Source organism: Gilliamella sp. Lep-s35 (genome assembly GCF_009795845.1).
Taxonomy (GTDB): Bacteria; Pseudomonadota; Gammaproteobacteria; order Enterobacterales; family Orbaceae; genus Gilliamella.
The window spans coordinates 14181-37033 of record NZ_WTEX01000023.1 but is presented as its reverse complement, the minus strand read 5'-3'; the positions used below and the strand labels follow the sequence as shown (position 1 = coordinate 37033).

General features: G+C 31.4%; 26 protein-coding genes and 1 tRNA gene. 10 read left to right on the top strand and 17 right to left on the bottom strand.

All coding sequences use genetic code 11. From position 1 onward, the window contains the following. Positions 1 to 169 precede the first annotated feature (169 nt). Both GQ590_RS09825 and GQ590_RS09820 read left to right on the top strand, forming a co-directional pair. Positions 170 to 1228, top strand: a complete 1059-nt coding sequence (locus GQ590_RS09825; RefSeq protein WP_034915564.1) for an ATP-binding protein — start codon at positions 170 to 172, stop codon at positions 1226 to 1228. Further along, positions 1228 to 3465 carry a S8 family peptidase gene (locus GQ590_RS09820; RefSeq protein ID WP_160408630.1) on the top strand — a complete coding sequence of 746 codons (2238 nt, stop codon included), beginning with the start codon at positions 1228 to 1230 and terminating at the stop codon, positions 3463 to 3465. The genes GQ590_RS09825 and GQ590_RS09820 overlap by 1 nt, the downstream gene beginning before the upstream one ends. 42 nt (positions 3466 to 3507) lie before the next feature. Here GQ590_RS09820 and GQ590_RS09815 read toward each other — a convergent pair whose 3' ends face one another. From GQ590_RS09815 to GQ590_RS09750, 14 genes are all read right to left on the bottom strand, one after another. Next, positions 3508 to 3789: an integrase core domain-containing protein gene (locus tag GQ590_RS09815; protein WP_255471437.1), complete on the bottom strand. Its 282-nt coding sequence runs from the start codon at positions 3787 to 3789 to the stop codon at positions 3508 to 3510. Positions 3790 to 3879: 90 nt separating this feature from the next. Continuing rightward, positions 3880 to 4554, bottom strand: coding sequence for an antirestriction protein ArdA (locus tag GQ590_RS09810; protein WP_160408634.1), 675 nt, complete (start codon positions 4552 to 4554; stop codon positions 3880 to 3882). Positions 4555 to 4620: 66 nt separating this feature from the next. Continuing rightward, positions 4621 to 5868 (bottom strand): integrase arm-type DNA-binding domain-containing protein, encoded by a 1248-nt coding sequence (locus GQ590_RS09805; protein ID WP_160408636.1) that lies wholly within the window; start codon positions 5866 to 5868, stop codon positions 4621 to 4623. Positions 5869 to 5954: 86 nt separating this feature from the next. Next, complete coding sequence (locus tag GQ590_RS09800; RefSeq protein WP_160408637.1) at positions 5955 to 6164, bottom strand: AlpA family transcriptional regulator; 210 nt, start codon at positions 6162 to 6164, stop codon at positions 5955 to 5957. Positions 6165 to 6380: 216 nt separating this feature from the next. Beyond that, positions 6381 to 6926: a hypothetical protein gene (locus GQ590_RS09795; protein ID WP_160408640.1), complete on the bottom strand. Its 546-nt coding sequence runs from the start codon at positions 6924 to 6926 to the stop codon at positions 6381 to 6383. A gap of 61 nt (positions 6927 to 6987) precedes the next feature. Further along, positions 6988 to 7491 carry a hypothetical protein gene (locus GQ590_RS09790; RefSeq protein WP_160408642.1) on the bottom strand — a complete coding sequence of 168 codons (504 nt, stop codon included), beginning with the start codon at positions 7489 to 7491 and terminating at the stop codon, positions 6988 to 6990. A 180-nt stretch (positions 7492 to 7671) separates the two neighbouring features. Then, complete coding sequence (locus GQ590_RS09785; RefSeq protein ID WP_065610211.1) at positions 7672 to 7971, bottom strand: hypothetical protein; 300 nt, start codon at positions 7969 to 7971, stop codon at positions 7672 to 7674. Between the two features lie 9 nt (positions 7972 to 7980). Next, the gene (locus tag GQ590_RS09780) at positions 7981 to 8130 is read right to left on the bottom strand and encodes a hypothetical protein (protein ID WP_160401672.1); all 150 of its coding nucleotides are present in this window, start codon (positions 8128 to 8130) and stop codon (positions 7981 to 7983) included. A 22-nt stretch (positions 8131 to 8152) separates the two neighbouring features. Next, entirely contained in the window at positions 8153 to 9334 is a 1182-nt protein-coding gene (locus GQ590_RS09775) for a hypothetical protein (RefSeq protein ID WP_160408645.1), read from the bottom strand. Positions 9335 to 9496: 162 nt separating this feature from the next. Next, positions 9497 to 9949 (bottom strand): RadC family protein, encoded by a 453-nt coding sequence (locus tag GQ590_RS09770; protein ID WP_202112965.1) that lies wholly within the window; start codon positions 9947 to 9949, stop codon positions 9497 to 9499. Positions 9950 to 10066: 117 nt separating this feature from the next. Beyond that, positions 10067 to 10657: an EcsC family protein gene (locus GQ590_RS09765; RefSeq protein WP_160408647.1), complete on the bottom strand. Its 591-nt coding sequence runs from the start codon at positions 10655 to 10657 to the stop codon at positions 10067 to 10069. A 254-nt stretch (positions 10658 to 10911) separates the two neighbouring features. Beyond that, entirely contained in the window at positions 10912 to 11295 is a 384-nt protein-coding gene (locus GQ590_RS09760; RefSeq protein ID WP_065610218.1) for a hypothetical protein, read from the bottom strand. Positions 11296 to 11410: 115 nt separating this feature from the next. After that, positions 11411 to 11881 (bottom strand): hypothetical protein, encoded by a 471-nt coding sequence (locus GQ590_RS09755; RefSeq protein ID WP_160408649.1) that lies wholly within the window; start codon positions 11879 to 11881, stop codon positions 11411 to 11413. Positions 11882 to 12007: 126 nt separating this feature from the next. Continuing rightward, entirely contained in the window at positions 12008 to 12607 is a 600-nt protein-coding gene (locus tag GQ590_RS09750) for an inovirus-type Gp2 protein (RefSeq protein ID WP_160408651.1), read from the bottom strand. 501 nt (positions 12608 to 13108) lie between these two features. Between GQ590_RS09750 and GQ590_RS09745 the strand changes: the two genes are divergently transcribed. After that, positions 13109 to 13981, top strand: coding sequence for a hypothetical protein (locus GQ590_RS09745; RefSeq protein ID WP_160408653.1), 873 nt, complete (start codon positions 13109 to 13111; stop codon positions 13979 to 13981). Between the two features lie 205 nt (positions 13982 to 14186). On the opposite strand, the gene GQ590_RS09740 is transcribed toward GQ590_RS09745, so the two are convergent. After that, positions 14187 to 14262: transfer RNA gene (locus tag GQ590_RS09740), tRNA-Phe, on the bottom strand. A gap of 159 nt (positions 14263 to 14421) precedes the next feature. Here GQ590_RS09740 and GQ590_RS09735 point away from each other — a divergent pair. The 3 genes from GQ590_RS09735 to groL all read left to right on the top strand — a co-directional run bounded on the left by GQ590_RS09735 (position 14422) and on the right by groL (position 16991). Next, complete coding sequence (locus GQ590_RS09735; protein WP_160408655.1) at positions 14422 to 14859, top strand: FxsA family protein; 438 nt, start codon at positions 14422 to 14424, stop codon at positions 14857 to 14859. A gap of 144 nt (positions 14860 to 15003) precedes the next feature. Next, the gene (locus tag GQ590_RS09730) at positions 15004 to 15297 is read left to right on the top strand and encodes a co-chaperone GroES (RefSeq protein WP_034915350.1); all 294 of its coding nucleotides are present in this window, start codon (positions 15004 to 15006) and stop codon (positions 15295 to 15297) included. Positions 15298 to 15344: 47 nt separating this feature from the next. Then, entirely contained in the window at positions 15345 to 16991 is a 1647-nt protein-coding gene (gene groL / locus GQ590_RS09725; RefSeq protein WP_160408658.1) for a chaperonin GroEL, read from the top strand. 183 nt (positions 16992 to 17174) lie between these two features. Here groL and narL read toward each other — a convergent pair whose 3' ends face one another. Together narL and narX are read right to left on the bottom strand one after the other, a co-directional pair. Next, complete coding sequence (gene narL / locus GQ590_RS09720; protein WP_160408660.1) at positions 17175 to 17828, bottom strand: two-component system response regulator NarL; 654 nt, start codon at positions 17826 to 17828, stop codon at positions 17175 to 17177. Continuing rightward, on the bottom strand, positions 17812 to 19641 hold the full coding sequence (narX, locus tag GQ590_RS09715) for a nitrate/nitrite two-component system sensor histidine kinase NarX (RefSeq protein WP_160408662.1): 1830 nt from the start codon (positions 19639 to 19641) through the stop codon (positions 17812 to 17814). The genes narL and narX overlap by 17 nt, the downstream gene beginning before the upstream one ends. A gap of 238 nt (positions 19642 to 19879) precedes the next feature. Between narX and rplU the strand changes: the two genes are divergently transcribed. The 4 genes from rplU to cgtA all read left to right on the top strand — a co-directional run bounded on the left by rplU (position 19880) and on the right by cgtA (position 22680). Continuing rightward, positions 19880 to 20188, top strand: a complete 309-nt coding sequence (gene rplU / locus GQ590_RS09710) for a 50S ribosomal protein L21 (protein WP_065636425.1) — start codon at positions 19880 to 19882, stop codon at positions 20186 to 20188. 15 nt (positions 20189 to 20203) lie between these two features. Next, positions 20204 to 20464: a 50S ribosomal protein L27 gene (rpmA, locus tag GQ590_RS09705; RefSeq protein WP_034883716.1), complete on the top strand. Its 261-nt coding sequence runs from the start codon at positions 20204 to 20206 to the stop codon at positions 20462 to 20464. A gap of 84 nt (positions 20465 to 20548) precedes the next feature. Then, entirely contained in the window at positions 20549 to 21514 is a 966-nt protein-coding gene (locus GQ590_RS09700; protein ID WP_160408664.1) for a DMT family transporter, read from the top strand. Next, positions 21514 to 22680 (top strand): Obg family GTPase CgtA, encoded by a 1167-nt coding sequence (cgtA, locus tag GQ590_RS09695; RefSeq protein WP_160408666.1) that lies wholly within the window; start codon positions 21514 to 21516, stop codon positions 22678 to 22680. Before GQ590_RS09700 ends, cgtA begins: the two co-directional genes overlap by 1 nt. Positions 22681 to 22853 lie beyond the last annotated feature (173 nt).

The following is a 22853-nucleotide window of genomic DNA, read 5'->3' as shown; positions in this document are numbered from 1 at the left end:
ATTTACATTTAACTTAAAATAACTGTATAATAATACAGTTCTGCAACCCTTATTTTTATACTTTTCCTTATATAAAACAATTTCTATTTATAATATTGTCCCAAAACCGTGTTTTTTGTCCCATTTATGGTATACTTAATTTAAATAGATATATCCTTAGGTGATTTTTGTGAAAAAAAAGAATGTGTTAAATTTGATTAAATATCATGTTGAAAGAAATGAAAGTGCTTTTAGAGATGAAGCTATTGAAATTGCTAGATATTTTGATTCTATTGGCGATCATCAGTTAGCTGAATATATTATGGGATTTATTGCTGAATCAAATCTTTATATTCCTCAAGCAAGTGAGTTTGAGAGTGATTTTTTAAAATCAATAAATGTAAAGGTAGTGGATTCCCTAAATTTGCCAATTGAAATCACTGATAATATTAAAGGAGTGATTAATGCTGTTAATCACAAAATTGGGATAACCAAATTTTTATTTGAAGGGTTTCCTGGTACAGGTAAAACTGAAGCAGCAAAACATGTTGCGAGACTACTCAAACGTTCGCTGTTTTATGTGGATTTTGATAATTTAATTGATAGCAAGCTTGGTCAAACGAATAAAAACATAGCCCAAGTGTTTAGTGAAATTAATAAAATACCTTATCCAGAAAAAACAGTGATTTTATTTGATGAAATTGACGTTATAGCATTAGATAGGATTAATAGTAATGATGTTCGAGAAATGGGACGTGTAACATCAGCAATTTTGAGAGAGTTGGATAGATTAAATGATTTAAATAAAGACATTGTAATCATTGCTACCACAAACTTATATAAGAATTTTGATAAGGCTCTTTCTAGACGCTTTGATGCTATTATTAATTTTAATCAATACAGTAAAGAAGATTTAGTTGAAGTGGCTGAATTTTATTTTTCATCTTTCTCAAAAAATTTTAGAAACGTGTCTAAAGATGCTCGATTGCTGAAAAAAATTCTAAATACATCAAATCAATTACCATATCCTGGTGAATTAAAAAATATTATCAAGACTTCTTTAGCGTTTAGTGATGTAAATAATGGTTATGATTATCTGAGAAGATTATACAACAATATAATAGGAAATCTTGATCAAACTAGTTTAGAACAATTACACATTTTAGGTTTTACTGTAAGAGAGATAGAAAAACTTAAAGGTGAACCTAAAAGCACAATAGCTAGAAAATTGAATGAAGGAAATAAGTAATGGCAAATAATGTTTTAGAATTAAAAGGAAATCGATTTGTTCAAGCGTCTAAACAATTTAAACCAAAAGTTATTCCTAATATGAATGGTAACAATGGTGTTACTAGCGAACATGTGTATAAGTTGCAAACGAAAATGGAACAAATCAAAAATTTTTGGTTGAATGAACCTAAGCCATTTGACGGTATTCTAATTTGTGTTTGTTATAATAAGATTGTGGCAAAAAGTAATAGAATCGGAGGATTGTTTAGAGGGAAGGATTCGAACTATGCAATAGTGGGAGCTAAGTTTAACAAAGATAGAACTAAACATATTATTACTTATTTTTTAGATATTAATGATTTAAATAAAAGTATTGTTTTACTTGATAAAACAAAAATTGTTTTAGATAAAGCCTTTTCAGGAAAAATAGATCAAGTTACTTTCAAGGATCATGAAAGTATAAATAGTGTTCATTTTAAAGAATTTGGTATAAGTAAATCCTCATTTAAGCAAGTTATAGCTGATATTTCTTATATTGATGATTTTGAGGTAGAGAACCCGTCAGGAGAATCAGTGCAAAGTATTATTACTTTGTATGATATAAGAATGGATACAAAAAGATTATTAAAAAAACTAGGTATCGATATTTTATCCAGTCGGATTTTAGATAATCAAACGATTTTTTTGGATAAGAATCAATCGGAGATCTTATTTACTAAAGCTCCTTATCTTATTTCAATGGCTACAGCAGATTTATCCCAGCTATCGCCAGAAGATTTCATTCAACAACATAAACAAAATTTGCAACATATTCCAGAACCCACAATAGAACCTACTATTGGTGTAATTGACACATTATTTGATGAGGGAGTTTATTTTAGTGATTGGGTCGAATACCATGAAATGGTTGATGAAAATATTCCTAAAGCACCTAATGATTATAGGCATGGTACTGCAATATCATCTATTATTGTAGACGGACCAAGGCTTAATCCCTGGTTAGATGATGGCTGTGGAAGGTTTAAAGTACGTCACTTTGGTGTAGCAGTTGGTTCACAGTTTTCTTCTTTTACTATTATAAAGCAAATCAAAGAAATAATAGCAAAAAATAAAGATATTAAAGTTTGGAATATTTCACTAGGTAGTGATCAAGAAGTTAATGATAATTTTATATCTGCTGAAGCTTCTGTATTAGACCAAATTCAATATGAAAATGATGTCATTTTTGTTATTGCGGGAACAAATAAAACAAACGAAAATATTAATAGAATTGGTTCTCCTGCCGATTCAATTAATAGTATGGTTGTAAATGCAGTATCAAAAAATGGATTATCAACAAAATACTCTAGAAAAGGAATTGTTTTATCATTTTTTGCGAAGCCTGATATAAGTTACTATGGTGGAAGCAGTGAACAATATATTCATGTATGTGAGCCTTTAGGAGAAGCTAAAGTTGCGGGAACATCATTTGCAGCTCCTTGGATTGCTCGAAAACTTTCATATCTAATTGATATATTGGAGCTTAGCCGTGAAGTGGCTAAGGCGCTTATTATTGATGCTGCAAGAGGATGGAATAACGAACCAACTTCCAGTGAAATTGCATTATATGGGCATGGTATAGTACCAATTAAAATTGACGATATTGTCAAAACAAAAGAAGATGAGATTAAATTTTTAGTTTCAGATATCAGTGAAAAATGGAACACTTATAATTATAATTTTCCAACACCAATGAATAAAGATGATAAATATCCTTACATAGCCAAAGCAACAATGTGCTACTTTCCTAAATGCGATAGAACTCAAGGAGTGGATTATACAAATACTGAGTTAAATTTACATTTTGGAAGAATCCAAAATGATGGAAAAATTTCTAATATTAATGGGGATAAACAAAACCAGAATATAGATACTGAAAGAAACTATTTATTAGAGTCTGATGCTCGAAGTAATTTCCGAAAATGGGATAATGTTAAATATATAGCTGAAATAGTTAAAAAAAATAATAGACCTAAAATATCATACGAAAATAAAAATTGGGGTATGGAAATTAAAACAAATAATCGTTTAGATCCCAAAGATGGAGAAGGTGTTCGTTTTGGAGTTGTTGTTACATTAAAAGAAATTAATGGCGTAAATAGAATTGATGAGTTTATTAGAAGCTGCCATTTAAGTGGTTGGTTAGTAAATGCAATTGATGTTAATGCCAAAGTTAATATTTATCAAAATATGAATGAAGATATTGAATTTGAGTAAATTTTTTATGTGTTAGCTCAAACTTAATCTGACAAAAACTTATTACTCATCGGACACACATTTTGTTAAAATGAAAGCCGATGAGTAAAATAAATTCTCCAATTGCTTTTCCTTAACCAATCCTTTTGCTCCGTTCCAGGTTTGCCATGGTGTCTTTCCATAACAATATTTTCCAGAGTGTGCTCTTTCTCGATTGTAAAGATCAAACCATTGTTCAATATCGTTTTGTATTTCACATAATTGCGTGTAAATCTTACGTCGAAATAAAATATCAAAACATTCTGTTTTCATCGTCTTGTGAAATAGTTCACAAAATTTATACATAACAAGATAAAAGTAGTACCAAAAACAAAAATTTAAATCACTAATGAATTCCCTTTATAAAGCTTTAAATAAGCTTTATAAAGGGAATAACTAATCATCCAATACATTTATAGTAGAAATACAATACTCTTCAGGAACGTTTTTACCATCGTAATCGGAACTAAAAATTTCACCTGTATAATAGATATAATTACCAGAATAAAATGTGCCACTTTGTTCAAGTGCAATATCATGGCCATATCGTTCGTAATCAAAGTAATTAGTTAAGTTACCAAGTTCTTTTAAACTATAACAACCACTTTCAGCAATCCAGTAGAAACCTAAATCATATTCATTGCTGATGTTATATAGACATTGAAAGCAATCTAGATTATCTGCTAGGTTAATTAAATCAGCAATTGAATTAACGTATCCGCCAATATCAATTGCTGCTTCATAGATTTCCATTTCATCATGACTTAATTCGTCAAGTTTACAGGCTAAATAATTTAGTTCATTAAGATTGTTATTTTCAGAGATATAATTTGTTATGCCATATATAGACGATTTGTAACCACTTAAAAAGAACTCTTTGTAATTAACACTATCAATGCCAATTTGTTTAAAGCATTGTATTACTTTTTCTGGTGTTGTTGGTAGCTCTAGCCATTCACCAATCAATTGTCCTTCGTTATATTTTTCTAAATTGGTGATAAATACTGAGATCATACCAGAACCCACCGCAGTGGATTTTAGGCATGATGATACACTAGGTAATATTTGCATAAACAATTCCTTAATTTTTTGATATTAATTGATATTGAGAAATGAATTAAACAGTGAGGTGTTTTTTTAATTTGTTTTGAACTCATAAGGCATAATAAACTCAGTGCGGATTGAATCTAAGTAATCAGCCCACCATTGAACCATTTTAGTTCGTTCGATAATGTGTTGTGCTTTATGGATATAAGCGGCTCTAACGCCGTTACGTTCTTGATGACTCATCTGGCGTTCAACTGCATCTCGTGACCATAAATTCGATTCAACCAATGCACTACAAGCCATAGTTCTAAAACCATGTCCACAAAGTTCTGTTTTTGTATCATACCCCATAGTACGTAATGCTTTGTTGATTGTGTTTTCGCTCATTGGTTTTCTTGCAGAATGATCACCAATAAATACCAGTTCATACATTCCACTAATTTCATGTATTTGTTTTAAAACATCAATTGCTTGATCGCTGAGCGGAACTAAATGAGGCGTTTTCATTTTTGAACCTCGGTGAGAATGAGGTACACCATCAATTTCCTCCCTTTCAGCAGGAATAGTCCAAATCTTTTTATCGAAATCAATTTCTGACCAACGAGCAAATCGTAGTTCACTAGAACGAATAAATATAAGTAGAGAAAGTTTAATTGCTAATTTGGTTAACTCTCGTCCTTTAAAATTATCAATGCGTTCTAAAAGTTCAGGTATTTGTTCGAGTTCAAGTGCAGGGCGATGATTCACTTTTACTTTACTCACTACCCCTTTTAAATCTTGAGCAGGGTTATAAGAAATATAACCATTTTGTACTGCATAGCGCATTATTGCTGAAGTACGTTGTTGTAATCGGCTAGCGACTTCAAAACGCCCCTGCTCTTCAACAGCTTTAATTGGAACAATTAACTGACGAGTAGTTAATGCTGAAATAGAATAAGCGCCAATTTTTGGGAATAAATACAATTCTAATGTTCGTAGTACTTTTGCTCTATGTGGCTCAGACCAAGTTTTATTATTGGTACACCATTTACGAGCAACTTGTTCAAAAGTAACTTGTATTTCATCTTCAAATTGTTTTGCTTTCTTTTCTACCTGTGGGTCAATATTTCTAGCTAGTAATGATTTGGCTTCATCTCGTAGCCTTCTAGCTTCGCTTAATAAGACATTAGGATATTGGCCTATCGACATTAATTTTTCTTTAGCATTAAAATAATAGCGAAAGCGCCAATATTTAGAACCGTTGGAGTGAACAAGCAAAAATAAACCATCACCATCAGAAAGTTTATATTGTTTATCGTGTGGTTTGGCTGATTTTATTTTTAAATCAGTTAAGGACATAACGAAATTCCTCAATTATAGAAATTTAGACATAAAAAAAGCCACATATTTGACTATGCGGCTTTGGTTAATAGGACATTTAACTGTTAATTAGCTTTGGTCTTTATCCATGCTTCAACCTCTTTCAGACGCCAACGCGAGGATCTTCCTAGTTTAATAGGAGGTGGAAATTTATTTTGTTTTATCAAGGCATAAAACCATTTATCTGTCATGCCTGTGAGTGTGGTGATATATTTCATATCAATTAGGTAATCTGGATGTGTTTGTGCATCCAAAGGGGATAAGAATGTTGACATTGTTGTACCTCTATTGAGTGATGTGGGTTAATTACATTCAATAGATAGGTAACAACAATATTTTTTTACTATTTAACAATAAGAATATCTATTAATGGTTTTAATTGATCTCCAAAATAGGAACACATTATCTATCAATAAATAATAGAATTGTAGTTATAATAAGTTTTTTCATGGTCACTTAGTCCTTATTTAAAAATTAGTTAAGATTATTGATTAATAGTCACTTATGAGTTTTTCATCTGGATATAAGTTAGGATCGGTAATAGTGAATTTTTCGTAAGATACTAAAATAGGTTGAAAACTAATTACATAGGCGGGTATGTTATTACTCTTAAAGTATTTTTTAGCGTCTTTAGTATAGTTGTAAACCATTTCACGTGTTTTACTGTAGTCAACTGATATATCAGTATCGCCTTCCACGTCAAATCTTCCTGTAATATTATTTGTTAAACCATCGATGACTTCAGACTCCCAAGCTTTAAGTGAGCCATCTTTTGATTTTTCTTCCCAAAACTTATCTTTTTGTTCTTTATTTAAAAAGCCATAACGTAATTCAAATATAACTGTAACAATGTCAGCATTATTATAATAGTCACGTATCCCATTAAACTTAACAGGAACAAGTATAGTATCAACTCCATTTTTGATAACTGCTAAATGTTGATTTAATCTTTCTTGTTTAATATCATCATTATTTTGTGCATTTGCCACACTAATTGAAAATACAATAGATAAAAATAATACAATTAAATGCTTCATAGTTTTGTTTCCTACTGCTGTTTATTAAATTAATAGATATACTTTATTTGAAGTATTAAGATTAAAAAGGACTTTTATTGTATTGGTTTGCATCATCTACTCTAGATAACCCTGGTTCAGTATATTTATAAGTGATATATTCAACTTTTGTTGGTTGTAGACCAACAACGTAAAATGGAGCATCTTTAAACCATTTCCTAGCTTCTAAAGTTAAGGCAAATACATGATCACGACTTGAACGAATTGGAAGCCCATGAGTGTTTAACCAGCTATCAAGATCGTCTTCAATAATATCAATAAATGCATCTCGTCTATCAGTATTATCCATATCCCATAGTCGAACATCTTTTTCAGTTTTACCATCAATAAGAACATAGCTAAGATCGAACTCCAATCTAACAACTACTTTTTGAGGTTCACATAATCCTCCTTCCTTAACATCAATACATTGAACTTGGTCTAAAGTAATTTTTTTATGTTGTATTTCCTTTTTAAGTAATTCATTAAAAGTTTTTAAACGTTCAGGATAGACTGGAACATAATTATATTGTGGTATTGGTTCCATTTGACTTAATTGAGATTCATTTGTATGTATTTGGCTATCTTGGTAAGGATTGTTATTTGCAAATGAGCCTCCCGCAAATAATAGAGATATAGCTATGAGTAAATTAGAGGTTATTTTAAACATTTTGTTATTCCTTTCATCTTATGTAGATTTTAATCAGCTAAGTAATACTTTTGAAAATTAGTATTGGCATTTTGATTCTAAATTTTTTTCTGTTATTTTTGAAAAAATTTCTTGAACGTGTATAAGATCTTGTTGTGTAAATTTATTTGTTGCTTTATTAAATATTTCAATTTCTTTTTCGTTTAATTGAGAAACTGAATGCTCAGCAATACATTCACAATATTTAATTGAACGATTTGAATAATCGGTTGCAAGAATACAACCATCTTTCATATTTTTGATAGCATCTGATTTTGGATCAGAGCATCCTTGCAATAGCAAACAGGATAAAATGATTATTAGAATTATTTTTTTCATGTTATACCTTTAGAACAATCTGAATAACCACGAAATTCCTTTTGCTGATGCAACTCCAAGCATATAAGGAGTATTACCATTTGAAGGAAGGGTAAAGTAGTTATAAGTGGCAACTAAGAAAGCAATAACAAGATAAGCGAAAATAATTTTTTTAAACATTTTTCATTCCTGATTTTAAAAATTAATGATAATTAAATGTGTTAAATATTTGACTAACAAAATTTGAAATTTGATTAGTCAATTGATTAAATAGACTGCTAAATTCTGGATCAAGATTTGAAGACAAAGTAATAATGCTCTTTTCGATTTCAGTATCTGTATAATGTTCTCTAATGCTTGATAAATCAGAAAGTGATTTTTCTAGCAAATTAGTAAGAGTTAAACGGATAATAAATTTTAAAATAATTTCTTCTTCTCCATTGATATCGTCATATGTTTGGATAATAGATAAAAGGTGTTGTGAGTATCGATTATTATTTATACTTGGCAATGATCTTATGCTTTCATTGGCTATTTGTTGACATAGCCTTTCATCAACGCCTCGATATCGAATATTAAATATAATTAAAAAACAAGCAAAAGCTTGCATTTCAACGGTAGCAATATCATTTTTTAATTCTCTAACTTGTTTTTTTTCTATAATTTTATTTCTGAATTGTTTTACAAATGAAACAACAATATTTATAAATTCATTACAAATGTAAGTATGAGGGCTTTCTCTTTTGTCTAAAAAAAAGATTGTAGAAATTGAGCTGACTAATTTTATCTTACATAATAAATTATAAATTTCATCGGATGGAATATACTTGAATGCTACACCTTTATCTATTTGATTTAATGAATCGTTAGTGGCTTGCTCAATCTCATTAGATTCAACGGTAGAGTTTGTATGGCTTTTGTTATTTATAAATTGGCAGTTTTTATCGGAAAAAATTGTTGTTTGTGAGGTGTCTAGTGATTCTTCTTGTTTTTCATTTTGTTGTTCAATAAATAATTGTAATAGTAAACATAAACGGTAAATATCGGATGCATTAGGCATTGATAAAGCGATTAACTTAGAACCATTAATAAATATATTAGATTTTTCTGAGTGAATTTTTTTTATATCAGAAAAATTTATTCTAATAGGAGATTCAAAAGGTTCTTTAAAAATCATTTCATTATTTGTAATTAATACACCATCTTTAGCCCCACCAAATACAGTATTATCAATTAATATATAAATTTCTTCAGGTCTTAATCCTTGACCATAACAAGATAGTGCATTTGATAACTTTGTATTCGGTATTGTTGGTGCTAAATAAATTTTTTCACTGCCATAAAAATTATTTTTAGTTAAAAACTCCAGCAAGGTATTTTTCATAATAAAAATACTCTCCATTATTAATTTTTTATTCAAGAATATTTCAATTTAGTTTTTTAATTTTCACTGATCGTTAAAGTAAAGTCATATCGTTTAAACAGATCAATAAGATCTTATTGATCGTTAGAAACGATCAATAAATATTAAATAAATTTTCAAAAATTACTCATTCACTTGTTCAGCAAAGGAAAAATATGATTGTTGACCAATCACAATGTGATCTAATACTCGGATACCAACGATATTTAATATTTCTGTTAGCTTTTGATTGATATTACGATCTGCATTACTGGGTTGCGATTCGCCTGATGGATGATTATGGGCAAAAATAACTGCTGCTGCATTATACTTAAGTGCTTGTTTAATTATTTCTCTAGGATGGATTTCCACAGAGTTAATTGTACCCATAAAAAGTGTTTCTACTTTAATTAACTGATGTTGATTATTTAGGTACATAGCAACAAAGTGTTCTCGTTCTTTTTGTGTTAATTTTATTCTAAGATAATCAATAACCTGTTTTGTTTTAGTGAACTGATTTTTTTCTATTTTCATCTGCTTTTCGAGCAATTTTAACGCTGTTGTCACAATGCGCTTTGTTGAATAGGAAGTTTTCATTTTTTCTCCTGTTAAGATTGAGCAAAGCATAATGTCCTTCATGTAAAAACTGAAATTAATGAGGTAAATTTATAAATAGGTGAATTTTTAAGTAATGGAATTATTAGTGTTATTCAACTAATAGCTTTGATTAAATTGTTTTTTAGCAAATTGGCCAATGCGATAAGTAATAATGCGATCAACAACAGCTCCCATCACACCACCAAAAATCGGGATCACTTTAATTAACTTTAAGCTATGCTTTGCACTTATAATACTAATAAGCTGTTTAATGACCGATAGGCTTATTTTACGAATTACTTCATTTGGCTGTTTCATCAATGTAGCTAAACAAAACTGCTGTAATCTTAACTTGCTTGCCATCACACATAATGATAAGAAAATTAAGATTTTAATTCTTTCATCATACACATCATGACCTTGCAAGATAGCAATGGTTGTAACGAGCCTCATTTGAATAAACAAGACACTTAAGGCGTTTGTTGGCAAAGTTATAGGTAAACTTGCAATCCCGCCTAACCCTGTGATAAAACCTGTAGTTGTTGCTTTGTCTGTTTCATGTTTGATTAGTTTATCAAGATTATCTGAATGTAAAGGAAAATTGGCTTTATGTTGCTCGGCTAATGTATAAGCAGAGGAAAAACCATAACCACCAGTCAAACAAAGCTGATAGAGTTTATCAAGTAGTAAAGGTAATTTATCTGACATATCATGCTTCCTTATTTGTCGATTTAAATAAAGAATGAAAATGATTGTAAGAAGGCTCTAATAAATAAAATAAGGTGTTTTGTAATATTTGACGATTTAACATGGTACACTCCTTATAAAAATGTTAATTGAACGGACATATTGGTATGTTCAACTAATGATATCTATTTAAAATTATTTATAATAAGAGTGTAGTTAATATATTGGAGAAATATGAAGCAAACAGGATAAATGAGTTTGCCTCACGAATAAACTTAATGATTATTGCTAATACTATTTAGTTCTACTGAAAATCGTTTTTTTACTGGATCATTCCAATAAATAGTGTAAGTTATGACATGATTTTTAGAGTCCCCTACCATCGTGTACAAAAAACGAGTACGGCATTGGTATTCTTCTGCTTCTTTGTTTGCGCTAATTGTTTGAGTACCTGTAAATCGGCGGTTCTTTCCTATCCAAAATGGATCAATATATTTACGTGCCAACGACAGTAAGACTTTTTCCGTTTCTTTACTATCACAGGCTGGAGGCATACTTGCTTCACAAATACCACTAAATGCGCTCGATATACTAATTAATATAAATAATATATATTTAATAAAAATTTTATTACATTCGCCACAATCAGATCTAACCATTTTATCTCCTTAAATTATTATTGAATTAAAATACATCATTATTATTAGAAATATATTGTGCACTGTCATATCGTTTATAACGATCAGTTAAGATCTAATTGATCGTTATAAACGATCAATTAATTTGGTTGAGAGTATGCATGCTGTTAATATACAAAGCATGAAGAGGATCATGTTTCTTCGACGAAAGTTGTGCTAACTCAGATAAAGCATTCTTAGTTAGTTTTTTTTCAACATTAATACCATATCCATCAGTTTCATTCTTCCAAAGATTGGTAACGGAATTCATAATAACGTTATAATTTGCATATTGTTCTGAGCTAAAGTACAACATGGTTGGAAAATAAAAGCCGTATTGTTTATTAAAAGCCATTACCCAAACAATGCTAAGAATATGATTGGAAAGTAATGTTAAATCAGACAAGTTCAACATATCCATATACGCATCTATTCCATATTGCCTCTGATAGGCATCGTCATGATAGGCAAAATCCATTCTGACTGGATATAACTTCCCATAATTTGTAAGTAACGATCTATGATGAGCTCTTAGCTTATTTAGTATTAGGTCATAGTAGTTGTCCATTTTTTATTCCTTTATATGAATTGGATCTATATCAATTAGCCTGTTTTGTTGACTGATTTGTATAAACGTATTTTTTTAAGATTCATAGTGATTTTCCAAAATGAAGGAAATGTTTTTTTGGGGTTACTAAATAGGGGAAGAAATTAAAAATTTATTCAGACCAAGTGTTCTAGGTTTTCCTCGATGACTTGGAGGTGGGACTTCACTTAAAAATAGACAATCGCTATAACACTTTTTAAAAAATGATTTCTGTTCTGTTTTAGCTAAATAACTAAGCATATAACAAACAGAACGAAATGCTTCATCATCGTGATGATTTATCACCCTTAGCCCATTAATATGATAATTATTCCGCTGACAATCATATAAATAACCTTTAGTCAGTTCATACCATGCACGTTCCAGAGCAACGTAAATAGGATAGTATTTTTGTCTTTTTTGACCATTTACATAAAAAACAGAATGAAAATGGATATGTTCATTCTGATTAAATTCCATAACAACAGCATACCCTACAATATCAAGTTCAAGTTGCATAGCTTGATAGAGGAAGTACATTATTTCTTTTTTGGTTGTTTCAATATCAGTATTGAACTCATCATCCTTAGCATAATGAATGTCGATTCGGATTGGTAAAATTTTTGAGTATCTATCTTGTAGCTTATTTAGGTGTGTAATTAGTTTCTGATTGAGCTGTTTATTAATAGTAAAGTTTTTATTTTGCATGTAGTTGCCCTTATCAAATTAGAGTTATTTGATAAGGAGCAAGATTATTTTTTTACTGTTTTAGTAACTGATGGTTTACTCAGATAGGGTACTACTGACTTCTATATAATAATATTAATTAACCTTAATTCACTATCTCAAACAACAGTAAGGTAACAAATTTCACTTTAAAAGCTCAATTAAGATTAAACATATAATAAAAATTACTCTAAAAGCACGAGATGAGCGTTAATGATCACCATTATAACTATATTTTCCCCTACATTTATTGATAATAATATTATTATATTTCCATAAAAATTTTATGTTAATAACACAGATTATCTTTTTGTTTTAGATTATTTATTTACATAAATATTACTTAGTGATAGTTTAATTATTAATCAAAATAAAATTTAAGAGTAATTTATGAACTATTCTGTCCCACCCCAAAATATAAAATACATATCAGAATCAAATTTAAATATATGTAAAAAATATAACCACTATATTGATAATTATATGCGAAAGTTTGGGAGACCAATCATACGTCCTGGATATAAAATTAGAACACCATCAGAATACTGTGATTTTTTAAATCACTATATTTTATCTTTACATTATGATGAAAAAGAATTAAACAAATTTATTAATGAAATGATTGCTTCATGTAAGCAAGATATTGATGACTTTAGTTGGTTAGAAAATGATAGATTATGCTATTATTCATGGCTATCTATTATGCTAAATCAAGTAAAAATAGATGATGATATTATAAGAATAAACCCTTGCCCTCCGACAATGCCTCCACTCGCCACAGATTTAATCAATACACCATTAAAACTTATCCCATCTAGTTCTGACATGCGAGCGAAAATCGTTAAAGAATATATTGCATCATTAAACAATGATGACATACGTTTTATAGCGATTAATAATATAAAATCAGCATGGTCAATTATTGAAAAAATCAAAGTTCCTTTTAAGTTTTCAATTGATGATGAACAACAAATTAATTGGACATGGAACTATATTTTAACAAAACTGAAAAATAAATCGCCTTGGCAATACGATCTATATATGAATTACATAGTGCCAACAAGTATTGCGGAAAAATATCATGCTATTTTTATTATCCATGATTATTTCTATGCATGTAACGAAGATACACACAAAGTATTTTGTATTGATTATAAAAAAGCCTTAAGTCAAAAAAAATTTAGAGAGAAGGAAGGTGTTAAATCAATCAACGTTCAACTTGATATAAAAATAAAAGAACAACTTGACCAACTATTAGACCATTACCAATATAGTCAACAACGTTTATTGGAAGTATTAATTAGTGAGCATTATAAATCAGTTCAGCATAAATTAGATAAAAGCAATTTCTCTTAAGCATTACAAACAAAGGCTTTAAAGCCATTTTATGGATACACGCCATTATCGAACCAAATGTATCCGGGTTTGTATCCGATTTTTCGCTTGATTTGGGGTAATTTCAGTTGAATTCGGTTGAGTAGTGAAACAAGGTGAAAGGCTTATTTGAAAAGGCTTTAGATATAAAAAAACCTGCTAGAAGCAGGTCTTAGAATTTGGTGATTGGTGCCCGGACGCGGAATCGAACCACGGACACGGGGATTTTCAATCCCCTGCTCTACCGACTGAGCTATCCGGGCAACAATGGATGAACATTAAACACGATTTACGATTATCCGTCAATCCCTTTTGCAAGATATTTTTAAAAACAGGTATTGTTTGGTTGAAAATTAGCTAATCATCTTCATATTAATAGCAAATTTTTACTAATTTGTTTTTAAGTTTATAGGAATTGTTATATGCGACTTATTGGTTTTATTATCTTTTTTGTTTACGTTTATTTTGAGATTAGTTTTTTTATAACAGTTGCAAATTCAATTGGTGTTTTTTTTGCTTTAATTTGTATTATTGCAACATCAATTCTTGGATTTTCATTAGTTAAAACTCAGGGTTTAAAGAATTTTAGTATTATGAAGCAAAAGATAGCTAATAATCAAAGCCCTAAAGATGAAATAATTAAAAGTGTCGCTTTACTTTTTGCAGGTTTTTTATTGCTTATTCCAGGTTTTTTGACCGATATTTTAGGGGCTGTGCTATTAATACCTAATGTTCAAGAGCATATTGTGAAGTTTATTGTTCGAAAAATGCCAATTAAATCAAAATTTGCATCGTCACAAATGTTTGATCAGAATAATGATATTATTGAAGGCGAGTTTAAACATAAGGATGACGAATAAACAATCAATTAAACTTTTTTTTATTTTATCCTCTTGAAGATTTTAAAATAAACCCCATGTAAAGTGAACTATATTATAAAATCGTAATTTTATGATTTATTTTTAATAATTATCTATTTAAAAATTAGTGCTAGGAGATAACTAATGAAAATTCGTCCATTGCATGATCGTGTGATCATTAAACGCAAAGAAGTAGAATCAAAATCAGCTGGCGGTATTGTGTTAACTGGATCGGCTGCAGGTAAATCAACTCGTGGCGAGGTTTTAGCTGTAGGTAATGGTCGCATTTTAGAAAATGGCCAAGTTCAGCCGTTAGATGTTAAAGTTGGTGATATCGTGATTTTTAATGAAGGATATGGCGTTAAAACAGAAAAAATCGATAATGAAGAAGTGCTTATCTTATCAGAAAGCGATATTTTAGCCATTGTTCAAGCATAATTAGTAAATAGTTTAACTTATATACAGAATTTAGGAGAAAGACGGAAATGGCAGCTAAAGATGTAAAATTTGGTAATGATGCTCGCGTTAAAATGCTTCAAGGCGTTAATGTGTTAGCTGATGCAGTTAAAGTGACTTTAGGTCCAAAAGGTCGTAATGTAGTATTAGATAAATCATTTGGTGCACCAACCATTACTAAAGATGGTGTTTCTGTAGCTCGTGAAATCGAATTAGAAGATAAATTCGAAAACATGGGTGCACAAATGGTTAAAGAAGTTGCATCTAAAGCAAATGATGCGGCAGGTGACGGTACAACTACTGCAACAGTACTTGCTCAAGCAATTGTTAATGAAGGTTTGAAAGCTGTTGCTGCTGGTATGAATCCAATGGATTTAAAGCGTGGTATTGATAAAGCCGTTGTTGCAGCTGTAGAAGAGCTTAAAAAATTATCTTCTCCTTGTGCTGATTCTAAAGCAATTGCTCAAGTAGGTACTATTTCAGCTAACTCAGATGAGACTGTAGGTTCTTTAATTGCAGAAGCTATGGAAAAAGTGGGTAAAGAAGGCGTTATCACTGTTGAAGATGGTACTGGTTTAGAAGATGACCTTGATGTCGTTGAAGGTATGCAGTTTGACCGAGGTTATTTATCTCCATATTTCATCAACAAACCAGAAACAGCAACAGTTGAATTAGACAATCCATATATTTTATTAGCTGATAAGAAAGTATCTAATATTCGTGAATTATTACCTGTGTTAGAAGCTGTTGCTAAAGCAGGTAAATCATTATTAATAATTGCTGAAGATGTTGAAGGTGAAGCGCTTGCAACATTAGTAGTTAACACTATGCGTGGTATTGTTAAAGTTGCTGCGGTTAAAGCGCCTGGCTTTGGTGATCGTCGTAAAGCGATGTTACAAGATATTGCAATCTTAACTGCAGGTACTGTAATTTCAGAAGAAATTGGTTTAGAGCTTGAGAAAGCCACTCTTGAAGATTTAGGTCAAGCAAAACGTGTTGTTATCAATAAAGATAATACGACTATCATTGATGGTGTTGGTGAAGAGTCTTTAATTGCTGCTCGCGTTGAACAAATTCGTAAACAAATTGAAGAGTCAACGTCTGATTACGATAAAGAAAAACTTCAAGAACGTGTTGCTAAACTTGCAGGTGGTGTTGCTGTGATTAAAGTTGGCGCAGCTACTGAAGTTGAAATGAAAGAGAAAAAAGCTCGTGTTGAAGATGCATTACACGCAACTCGTGCAGCGGTTGAAGAAGGTGTTGTTGCTGGTGGTGGTGTTGCTTTAGTTCGTGCAGCATCAGCAATTTTAGACCTTAAAGGTACTAACGAAGATCAGAACGTAGGTATTAAAGTTGCACTACGTGCTATGGAAGCTCCATTACGTCAAATCGTTACTAACTGTGGTGAAGAAGCATCAGTTGTAGTTAACGCAGTTAAAGGCGGTAAAGGTAACTATGGTTATAATGCTGCTACTGAAGAATATGGCGATATGATTGCAATGGGTATTTTAGATCCAACTAAAGTAACTCGTAGCGCATTACAATATGCTGCGTCTGTTGCTGGTCTTATGATTACAACTGAATGTATGGTAACTGACCTACCTAAAGATGATAAAGCTGATTTAGGTGCTGCTGGTGGTATGGGCGGCATGGGTGGTATGGGCGGAATGATGTAATTCTACCGTTAATACAACAGATACATTTCAATATAAACCACTCGTTATGCGAGTGGTTTCAGATTGATGACAAAAGCTTTTTCAAATAAGTCTTTCGCCTTGTTTCACTACTCAACCAAGTTCAGTTGAAATTACCCAAAATCAAGAGGAAAATCGGATACAAGCACTTTTCGGTGAATAAGTTTATTCCTTACTTTGTAAATACCATACAGTCATTTCCATTCGTGATTTAAAATTAAGTTTTTTAAATATGCTTTTAATGTGTACTTTTACAGTGCTCTCAACGATGCCAAGCTCTTTTGCAATCAATTTGTTTGATAAGCCTTGAACTAATAAGTTGAAAATTTCATTCTCTCTTGGTGTCAATAAACTCACATCATGAATTTTTGAGGTGGTTGGCTCTTCTCCATAACGTAAATAATTGAGGATAATGTGTGAAATCGCATCATCCATAATAACTTTTCCAATCGAAATTTCTTTTAATGAAATGAGAAAATCTTCTGGTTCCATGTCTTTTAGTAAATAGCCATCAGCACCGGTTTTTAGTGCTGTGATGATATCTTCTTTCGCATCTGATACGGTGAACATAATGATGCGGCTAGATATGTTCTTTTCTCGCAAATAACGTAATATTTCTAATCCACTAACATCTTGCATATTGATATCAAGTAAAATGATATCTGGATCAAGCTCTAGTGCTAATTTAACGCCCTCTATTCCCGAGCCAGTTTCTCCTACGATTTGAAAATGGTTTACTGTATTTATTAACTGTTTTACGCCATTTCTTAACATAGGGTGATCATCAATAAGAAGTATTGAACTAGGTATTTGCTCCATTTTTTATTGTCTCTATTATCTGAAATGGAATGGTTTTATTAGCCTTAAATGTTACCACAATTTGTGTTCCTTTGTGAGGAAGGCTATTTATTGTTAAATTACCATTTAATATTTCAACTCTGTCTCGCATAATAATCAATCCATAGTGGTTATCTTGTTTAATATCATTTTGTAAACCAATGCCATTATCTTCTATGTGAATAGTAATAATGTTATCTTCATCCATTTTTAAACTAACAATAACATGTGTAGCTTTAGCGTGTTTATATATATTATTAAGTGCTTCTCGAATAATTTGTAGCAAATGAAAGGTATATTTACTATTGATAATATTTAAAGGCAATTGGTATTCAAATTGAATATTGAATGGTAATTTTTCATTAAATTCTTCAATTAATTCCATTAAATTGGTATAAAACCCTGTTTGGTTTAAACGTAAACGAAATGAAGTAATCAGCTCTCTTAGTTGAGAGTAGGTAATATTGACCTCTTTGCGCATCATTGCGAGTAACTCAATACTGTTTTGTGATGTTAAGTCAGATTGCATTTGTAAACAGCTAAGGTGTATTTTTAAGCAAGATAATGATTGAGCTATGGAATCATGTAGCTCTCTAGCCATCGCTGAGCGTTCGTTCATTAATAAATATTGTTTTTGTTGTTCTATTTGTTTATCTAGTTTTATTGCGGTAGTGATTTGCTCAATAAGCCCCATAATTAAGTTTTCTTGTTCATCGGTCAGTATTATTTCTGTTGGCTGAAAAGCAAATAATATCCCATATTTTTGTTCGTTTTCTTGAAGATACCAATAACGCTGCCCCCCTTTTGGGGAATTAGTTTTTGATGGGATCAAACAAGCATTGCATTTGGTGTTTTGGCAATAAGGTAATTTTTGTTCATTATTGTAACTGATTTGTTGATAATGTTTAGGATCCTCTGATTCATAAAAGCGTATTTGAAATTGTCTTAATGGGACTAATTCTTCTAGTTCTCGCAAGATTTTTAAACAACGTTCACATAATGGCGCTGAAGTATATAGTTTCTTGGTTGCTTGATATTGGAACAAAATCATTTTATTGGTTTGCTGTAATCTAGCTGTTTTTTCTGCAACTTGCTTTTCTAGTAATAAATATTGTGATTCAATTTGAGCTGACATTTTATTGAAAGCATGTCCTAATAGATCAAACTCGTTTTTTTTCAATTTAATATTAAAACGTTGGCTAAAATCGTGATTAGTAATTGCCTCAGCCATTTCAACAAGTTTTTTCCACGGGGCAAGGAGATAGTAACGTAAGTAATAAATTTGAATAATCAAAAAGCATATAATGATAACTATAAATAATTGTTGTAGCTGAGAAATATAATAAATTTTGTTTTCAGTTTTTTGATCAATCTTTTGTACTAGATGATTGATATGAACTACATAGTTGTCTATGTCTGCTTTTATATCATCAATTTTTTTTGCCTGTTGGATTTTAGGTACAAGTTGAGTTTGCCAGTCAGTTTTTAATTGATTAAATTCATTTATTAATCCGTAGCGTTTCAAAATCATTAAATGTTGCTGTGATGAAGAAATATCAATAAAAATATTTAAACGGTCATACTCTTTTTTGTTGAGGGGAATCATGCTAAGTAGTTGGTAATTTTTCATTCTCAATAAACCTAGCTGATTAACCATGTATGCCCCACCTTTCGTATCATTGGCTACCTGAGTTGAAAACGATAGTGCTAATAAAACCGTGATCCCTAAAAAAAACATTAATAACGTTAGGCGATTAATAATTGACGCTGTGTAGTGAATTTTTATTTTTGGCATATTATTGATGCTTAGATTTTTATTTATGATGAATATTTATGACAATAAATAATAATTATGTTTATTGTAACGTGAAAACAGTATGTATTTGATCTTTTTTGTCACTTTTTGCGATCTTTTAGTAAACAGCGCTTGCAACAAGGATGAATTTTGCGTAAAATTCACGCCCTATAAGATTAATCTCGCAGACATATATGTTTAATCAAGTAATCGTCTGCTTTTTATTGCGGAGTTAAGTATGTACGCAGTTTTCCAAAGTGGTGGTAAACAACACCGAGTTAGCGAAGGTCAAGTCGTTCGCTTGGAAAAAATTGAAGTCGAAACAGGTTCAGAAATTGTTTTCGATAAAGTTTTAATGGTAGCAAATGGTGAAGACATCAAAGTTGGTGCTCCGTTTGTTGAAGGTGCAACAGTTAAAGCAGAAATTGTTGAGCACGGTCGTGGCGATAAAGTGAAAATTGTTAAATTCCGTCGTCGTAAACACTATCGTAAACAACAAGGTCACCGTCAGTGGTTTACTGATGTGAAGATCACTGCAATCGCTTAATAGGAGTATCGAACAATGGCACATAAGAAGGCTGGTGGTTCATCACGTAATGGTCGTGATTCCCAAAGTAAACGTTTAGGTGTTAAACGTTATGGTTCTCAAGAAGTTCTTGCCGGTAATATTTTAGTTCGTCAACGTGGAACTCAATTCCACCCAGGCACTAATGTAGGTTGTGGTCGTGACCATACCTTATTTGCTTTAGTTGACGGGCAAGTAAAATTTGAAGTTAAAGGACCTAAAAATCGCCGTTATGTTAGCGTTGTTGCTAATAGCTAATTAAAAACGGTTTAAAAGTTATGGAAGCCTCACAGTCATTGTGGGGCTTTTTTCATTTCTTAAATTTATATAATATTATTTATTATGATAAAACAGCAAAATGTTAAATTAGGTTTTGCGTTAGCCATGTTAACCGCAATTTTGTGGGGACTGGTACCAATTGCAATGAAATATGCATTAGTGGTTATTGATCCATTAACTTTGGCGTGGTCACGACTAGCAATTTCTGCAGTTGGTATTACGTTATGGCTAGCTTATAAAAAACAATTTCCTAACTTAGCGATGTTTAAAAAACGTCGACGTTTTATCTTACTAATGATTGCTGGATTTGGTTTACTTGGTAATTTTGCACTATTTGCAAATGCAGTTCAGTACCTTTCAGCAACAACTTCTCAAGTTGTTGGCCAAATGGGTATTGTGATATTTATGATTTCAAGCGCTTTTGTTTTTAAAGAGCGATTGAGACCAACACAGATAATTGGTATTTCTGTATTGTTAATTGGTCTAGGACTATTTTTTAATAAAAATATTACTGTTCTTTTTGCTAATATGTCTACTTATGGCATTGGTGTCTGGCTTGCTTTACTTGCTTCAATTTCATGGGCATGTTATGCATTAGCCCAAAAAGTGTTATTACGGAAATTAGCTGCAGAACAGCTACTTTGGTTAATTTATCTTATTTGCACTGTATTTTTATGGCCATTTGCATCGCCAACGAAAATAGCTAATGCCGATGCAACTCAATTGTTTGCTATTATCTTTTGTGGCTTAAATACCATTATTGCTTATGGCGCATTAGTTATGGCAATGGAGCGTTGGCAAGCTGCACAAGTTAGTGCTATTACAACACTAACCCCATTGTTTGCATTAATTTTTTCAGATATGTTTGCTGTAATTTGGCCAGAAAAATTTGCTATGCAGTATTTAAATATTTTAGGTTATATTGGCGCCGTGTCAGTCGTTGCTGGTGCGATGTTCGCAACAGTTGGGCATTATTTATGGCATCCAAGAAAAGGCTGGCTGATAAACCAGAAGAAAGAGGAAGAATAATGAAATTTGTAGATGAAGCTTCAATTCGAGTCGAGGCAGGTGACGGAGGTAATGGCTGCGTTGGTTTCCGTCGGGAAAAGTATATTCCAAAAGGCGGTCCTGATGGTGGTGACGGTGGTGATGGGGGTGATGTATTTTTTATTGCTGATGAGAATCTAAATACATTGGTTGATTTCCAGTTTGAAAAAAACTATCGGGCTGAACGCGGACAAAATGGACAAGGTTCAGATTGTACTGGTAAAAGAGGAAAAGATATTACTGTTAAAGTTCCTGTTGGAACAAGAATCACTGACAAGTATACAGGTGAAATTATTGGCGATTTAACCCATCATCAGCAAAAAGTGTTAGTTGCGAAAGGTGGATTTCATGGGCTTGGAAATGCACGATTTAAGTCATCAGTTAATCGTGCGCCAAGACAAAAAACAGATGGTACACCAGGTGAAAAACGTGATGTTTTATTAGAATTATTATTGCTTGCCGATGTGGGTATGTTAGGGTTACCAAATGCTGGTAAATCAACTTTTATTCGTTCTGTATCAGCGGCGAAGCCTAAAGTGGCGGACTATCCTTTTACGACCTTAGTACCAAGTTTAGGTGTTGTTAGGATGGATAACGAACAAAGTTTTGTCGTTGCTGATATTCCTGGTTTAATCGAAGGAGCATCAGATGGTGCAGGGCTTGGTATTCGTTTTCTGAAACATCTTGAACGTTGTCGTGTGTTAGTTCATTTGATTGATATTGCCCCAATTGATGGATCAGACCCAATTGAAAATGCTAAAGTGATTATTCAAGAACTTCATCAATATAGCGAAAAACTAGCAAATAAACCACGTTGGTTGGTATTTAATAAAATGGATGTTTTAGGTGAAGAAGAAAGTGCTAAACGCGCGGCAGAAATCGCTAAAGCACTTAACTGGAATGAAAAATATTATGTCATTTCAGCATTCAATCATGAAGGTGTAAAACCTTTATGTTGGGATTTAATGGAATATATCAATGCACATCCTCGAGAAGAGCAACAAGAAGAATCATCGCCTGAAAAAGTTGAATTTATGTGGGATGATTATCATCAACAGGCTATGGATGACGCTTTTGATGATAACGATGAATTTGATGATTGGGATGAAAGTGACGAAGAGGGTGTTGAATTTATTTATCAAAAATAATCATCAGTGGTAATGCTATTGTGGTATCTTTTCCTAATCTACCTTATCTAAAATAATTGAGTGAATTTCTTAAAAAAAGCAGAGGGACTGCCTGCTTTTTTTGTTATTCCTTACTTTTTATTGCAAGGGAAAGAAAATAATGCTTGATTCAGGTAATGATAATCATTATCATT

Excerpts from the sequence above, each read along its gene's own strand:
- GQ590_RS09820 (WP_160408630.1), top strand. The coding sequence starts at position 1,228 with ATGGCAAATAATGTTTTAGAATTAAAAGGAAATCGATTTGTTCAAGCG.
- GQ590_RS09815 (WP_255471437.1), bottom strand. The coding sequence starts at position 3,789 with ATGTATAAATTTTGTGAACTATTTCACAAGACGATGAAAACAGAATGT.
- GQ590_RS09810 (WP_160408634.1), bottom strand. The coding sequence starts at position 4,554 with ATGCAAATATTACCTAGTGTATCATCATGCCTAAAATCCACTGCGGTG.
- GQ590_RS09805 (WP_160408636.1), bottom strand. The coding sequence starts at position 5,868 with ATGTCCTTAACTGATTTAAAAATAAAATCAGCCAAACCACACGATAAA.
- GQ590_RS09800 (WP_160408637.1), bottom strand. The coding sequence starts at position 6,164 with ATGTCAACATTCTTATCCCCTTTGGATGCACAAACACATCCAGATTAC.
- GQ590_RS09795 (WP_160408640.1), bottom strand. The coding sequence starts at position 6,926 with ATGAAGCATTTAATTGTATTATTTTTATCTATTGTATTTTCAATTAGT.
- GQ590_RS09790 (WP_160408642.1), bottom strand. The coding sequence starts at position 7,491 with ATGGAACCAATACCACAATATAATTATGTTCCAGTCTATCCTGAACGT.
- GQ590_RS09785 (WP_065610211.1), bottom strand. The coding sequence starts at position 7,971 with ATGAAAAAAATAATTCTAATAATCATTTTATCCTGTTTGCTATTGCAA.
- GQ590_RS09780 (WP_160401672.1), bottom strand. The coding sequence starts at position 8,130 with ATGTTTAAAAAAATTATTTTCGCTTATCTTGTTATTGCTTTCTTAGTT.
- GQ590_RS09775 (WP_160408645.1), bottom strand. The coding sequence starts at position 9,334 with ATGAAAAATACCTTGCTGGAGTTTTTAACTAAAAATAATTTTTATGGC.
- GQ590_RS09770 (WP_202112965.1), bottom strand. The coding sequence starts at position 9,949 with ATGAAAACTTCCTATTCAACAAAGCGCATTGTGACAACAGCGTTAAAA.
- GQ590_RS09765 (WP_160408647.1), bottom strand. The coding sequence starts at position 10,657 with ATGTCAGATAAATTACCTTTACTACTTGATAAACTCTATCAGCTTTGT.
- GQ590_RS09760 (WP_065610218.1), bottom strand. The coding sequence starts at position 11,295 with ATGGTTAGATCTGATTGTGGCGAATGTAATAAAATTTTTATTAAATAT.
- GQ590_RS09755 (WP_160408649.1), bottom strand. The coding sequence starts at position 11,881 with ATGGACAACTACTATGACCTAATACTAAATAAGCTAAGAGCTCATCAT.
- GQ590_RS09750 (WP_160408651.1), bottom strand. The coding sequence starts at position 12,607 with ATGCAAAATAAAAACTTTACTATTAATAAACAGCTCAATCAGAAACTA.
- GQ590_RS09745 (WP_160408653.1), top strand. The coding sequence starts at position 13,109 with ATGCGAAAGTTTGGGAGACCAATCATACGTCCTGGATATAAAATTAGA.
- GQ590_RS09735 (WP_160408655.1), top strand. The coding sequence starts at position 14,422 with ATGCGACTTATTGGTTTTATTATCTTTTTTGTTTACGTTTATTTTGAG.
- GQ590_RS09730 (WP_034915350.1), top strand. The coding sequence starts at position 15,004 with ATGAAAATTCGTCCATTGCATGATCGTGTGATCATTAAACGCAAAGAA.
- groL (WP_160408658.1), top strand. The coding sequence starts at position 15,345 with ATGGCAGCTAAAGATGTAAAATTTGGTAATGATGCTCGCGTTAAAATG.
- narL (WP_160408660.1), bottom strand. The coding sequence starts at position 17,828 with ATGGAGCAAATACCTAGTTCAATACTTCTTATTGATGATCACCCTATG.
- narX (WP_160408662.1), bottom strand. The coding sequence starts at position 19,641 with ATGCCAAAAATAAAAATTCACTACACAGCGTCAATTATTAATCGCCTA.
- rplU (WP_065636425.1), top strand. The coding sequence starts at position 19,880 with ATGTACGCAGTTTTCCAAAGTGGTGGTAAACAACACCGAGTTAGCGAA.
- rpmA (WP_034883716.1), top strand. The coding sequence starts at position 20,204 with ATGGCACATAAGAAGGCTGGTGGTTCATCACGTAATGGTCGTGATTCC.
- GQ590_RS09700 (WP_160408664.1), top strand. The coding sequence starts at position 20,549 with ATGATAAAACAGCAAAATGTTAAATTAGGTTTTGCGTTAGCCATGTTA.
- cgtA (WP_160408666.1), top strand. The coding sequence starts at position 21,514 with ATGAAATTTGTAGATGAAGCTTCAATTCGAGTCGAGGCAGGTGACGGA.